Annotated in this window: 4 protein-coding genes and 1 pseudogene; 3 read left to right on the forward strand and 2 right to left on the reverse strand. The window is 70.6% G+C overall.

The features are described from left to right. Positions 1–190: pseudogene (locus G6019_RS06000) on the forward strand (MFS transporter); the annotation flags it as partial. 55 nt (positions 191–245) lie between these two features. Next, positions 246–770, forward strand: a complete 525-nt coding sequence (locus G6019_RS06005) for a TetR/AcrR family transcriptional regulator (protein WP_182613592.1) — start codon at positions 246–248, stop codon at positions 768–770. A 110-nt stretch (positions 771–880) separates the two neighbouring features. Here the strand turns inward: G6019_RS06005 and G6019_RS06010 are convergent, their stop codons facing one another. Further along, positions 881–1,258, reverse strand: a complete 378-nt coding sequence (locus tag G6019_RS06010) for a winged helix-turn-helix transcriptional regulator (protein WP_182613591.1) — start codon at positions 1,256–1,258, stop codon at positions 881–883. Positions 1,259–1,397: 139 nt separating this feature from the next. Here G6019_RS06010 and G6019_RS06015 point away from each other — a divergent pair, with 139 nt between their 5' ends. Then, a complete protein-coding gene (locus G6019_RS06015; protein ID WP_182613590.1) occupies positions 1,398–2,252 on the forward strand; it encodes an NAD(P)H-binding protein in 855 nt (284 codons plus the stop codon). Between the two features lie 38 nt (positions 2,253–2,290). Here the strand turns inward: G6019_RS06015 and G6019_RS06020 are convergent. Then, on the reverse strand, positions 2,291–3,119 hold an 829-nt coding region (locus tag G6019_RS06020), incomplete at its 5' end, for a Dyp-type peroxidase (protein WP_182613589.1).

Here is a 3,119-nt window from a genome sequence, read left to right on the forward strand (position 1 = left end):
TCCCGCCGCGGCGTTGGCATCCCGGGACGCGCAGGTCGTGGCGGCGGCCGGCGAGTCGTTCGACGCGGCGTTCCTGTCCGTGCTGACGGCGGTGGCGGCCGTGATGGTGATCGGCGCCGTGGCGTCGGCGGTGCTGCTGCGGAACTACACCCCGGGCACGCCCTCGCAGCTCTACCCGAACAATCACTGAACAGGCCCACTACAGCCCCCGACCACCCACACACCACGATCCGGGAGCAGGTCCCATGCGACAGTCCAAACGCGACACCATCCTCGAGGCGGCCAAGCGCCTCATCCAGCGCGACGGCGTCACCGCCCTGACTTTCGAGTCCCTCGCGGCGGAATCCGGCCTCACCAAGGGGGGCCTGCTCTATCACTTCCCCTCGCGCGACGACCTCCTCCGGGGACTGCACGCCCACGTGGCCGGGCGGTGGGAACAGTGCATGGAGTCCGAGGCGGGAGGGCCGGCCGCAGAGGTCGACGACGACGCCCGGTTCGCCGCCTTCGTCCGCGCCTCGCAGTTCCCCGACCGCGCGGAACTCTTACTGATGTTGGAGGCGGTGGAGAATCCCGCCACCAACGCGATCTGGGAGCGCGTCTACAGCCGGTGGGTCCCGGACGCCCCCGCGGCCGTGGACGACGACGTGATGACCTTCATCGCCCGGCTCGCCGCGGACGGGCTGTGGCTGTACGAATCGCTGGAAACGCAGAAGCTCGACCCGGCGGTACGCGCGCGGGTCGTCGAGGAGATCATCAGACTGGCGGGGTGAGGCCTGTCACGGATCGATCGCAGACGCCTCTCCCCGATCGTCGATGCGCCGATCGCCGCCGCCCCGGCGGCTCGCCGTCGGACAGTGCCGCCAGCGGTCGTCAGCGGTCGTCAGGGTTCGTCGGCGGTGCCGAGTTCCCTGGTCGACACGAAGGTCATCAGATCCAGAAGACGCGCGGTGAGCGCGACGCCGTCGGGCGTCAACGAGTACTCGACGTGCGGCGGTACGACCGGCCTCGCCTCCCGGTGGACATAACCGTCGGCCTCGAGGGCGCGGAGGGTCTGGGACAGCATCTTGTCCGTGATCCCGGAGGCGCGGTGGCGCAGTTCGTTCCACCGCAGTGGCTCGTCGTCGGACAATGCCGCCAGCAGCAGTGGCGCCCATCTGCTGGTCACCCGGCTCAGTGCTGCCCGGGTCGGGCAGTTCTCGGTGTAGACGCCCTCGCCGAAGGCCGACGCCAGTCTGACCGGCCCCTGACTCACTTTCATGCCAGTACCTTACTTGAAAGTGGGTACCCGACTTCGGAAACAGTATGGCGTCGGGGTCGGTTGTCAGTGGGTGTCAGCTCGTTGACGCCCACCGGGTCACGGACCGAAGCCCCGTGCCCAGAACCCCAGGAGAAGACCCATGACCTACCTCGTGACCGGCGCCGCCGGGAAGCTCGGAGCCCTCGTCGTCGACGCGCTGCTCGACCGGGGCGTGACACCCGGCGACGTCGTCGCCACCGCCCGCGACACCGACCGGCTGAGTGCCGTCGCAGCCCGTGGCGTGGTGACCCGCCGCCTCGACTACGACGACCCGACCTCGGTGGACGCCGCACTGGAGGGTGTCGACCGGGTGCTCCTGGTGTCGTCCAGCATGGTCGGCCAGCGGACCGCCCAGCATCGCACCGTGATCGAGGCCGCGGCCCGGCACGACGTCGAGTTGCTGGCGTACACCAGCATCCTCCGTGCCGACTCCAGCTCGCTGAGTCTCGCGACAGAGCACCTGCAGACCGAGCGCATCCTCGCGGACGCGGGAGTGCCCCACGTCCTGCTGCGCAACGGCTGGTACCTCGAGAACTACACCGACCAGGCCCGCACCCAGGTGGAACAGGGCGTGTTCGGCGCCGCCGGATCGGGACGGATCAGCGCCGCGGCCCGGGCCGACTACGCTGAGGCCGCCGCGGTCGCCCTGCTCGCCGACGACAGCGCGGGCACGGTCTACGAGCTCGCGGGCGACTCCGCCTTCACGATGGCCGACTACGCCGCGGCCCTGTCCGAGCGGGCCGGGCGGGATGTGACCTACACCGATCTGCCCCGGGACGAGTACACGGCCCTTCTGGTCTCCGCCGGCGTGCCCGCCCCGTTCGCGGAGATTCTCGCCGATACCGATCGGGGCGTCTCGGCCGGCGAGCTCTTCGACGATTCCCGCACCCTCAGCACCCTCCTCGGCCGGCCCACCACGACACTCGTCGAGGCCGTCGAGGCGGCGCTGGCCTGACCGCGCGGTCGCCTGTGCCCCGGGGCTGAGGGTATGACCTACCCGGCGGTCGGCTCGAACAGTTGCTGCCCGATATAGGTCTGCCCGTCCCTCAGCCCCGGGGGGATCGCGAACACGGAGCTCGTCAGATGCTGCAGGTACTCGGTGAGCAGGTCGAACTGCATGCGCGCGAGGAGCGGGGTGAAGTGTCGACGCGGGTCGCGGACGAAGGCGATGAAGAACAGCCCGGCGTCGAGGCGACCCAACTCGTCGGAGCCGTCGGTGTAGTTGTAACCGCGCCGGAGCATGTGCACTCCCGCGTTCCGGGTGGGGTGCATCAGCGCCACGTGGCTGGCCTCGGGGATGGCGGGTGAGCCGCCCGCCGAGCGCGCGGTGAAGTCGGGGGCGCTGGACTCGTCCCCTCCGGACAACGGCGCCCCGGAGATCTTGTCCCTGCCCACTGCGTTCTCCTGGTCGCGCAGGGGGAGTTCGTCCCACACCTCCATGGTCATGCGGATCTTGCGGGCGCAGAGGTAGGTCCCGCCGGCCATCCAGTCCGCGGCGTCGTCGTCCTGCCCCACCCAGACGAAATCGCGCAGCAGTGCGTCCTGGTCCCCGCGCAGCGACGCGGTCCCGTCCTTGAAGCCGAAGAGGTTCCGCGGCGTTGCCTGGCCCGCCCCGGTGGACGAGGTCCGCCCGTATCCGAGCTGGGTCCACCGGACGGTGGCCCAGCCGAACGCGATCCGGGTGAGGTTGTGGATCGCGTGCAGCGCCACGAGCGGGTCCTCGGCGCAGGCCTGCACCACGAGGTCGCCCCCGCTGCGGGCGGCATCGATCTTCTCGGCCGCCATGCGCGGGATGTCCTCGGCCAGCGGCGCGGGTAGCCGG

This window comes from Dietzia sp. DQ12-76, assembly GCF_014145045.1.
GTDB lineage: Bacteria > Actinomycetota > Actinomycetes > Mycobacteriales > Mycobacteriaceae > Dietzia.

Coding starts and splice junctions, on each gene's coding strand:
- G6019_RS06015 (WP_182613590.1), top strand. CDS start 1,398: ATGACCTACCTCGTGACCGGCGCCGCCGGGAAGCTCGGAGCCCTCGTC.
- G6019_RS06005 (WP_182613592.1), top strand. CDS start 246: ATGCGACAGTCCAAACGCGACACCATCCTCGAGGCGGCCAAGCGCCTC.
- G6019_RS06010 (WP_182613591.1), bottom strand. CDS start 1,258: ATGAAAGTGAGTCAGGGGCCGGTCAGACTGGCGTCGGCCTTCGGCGAG.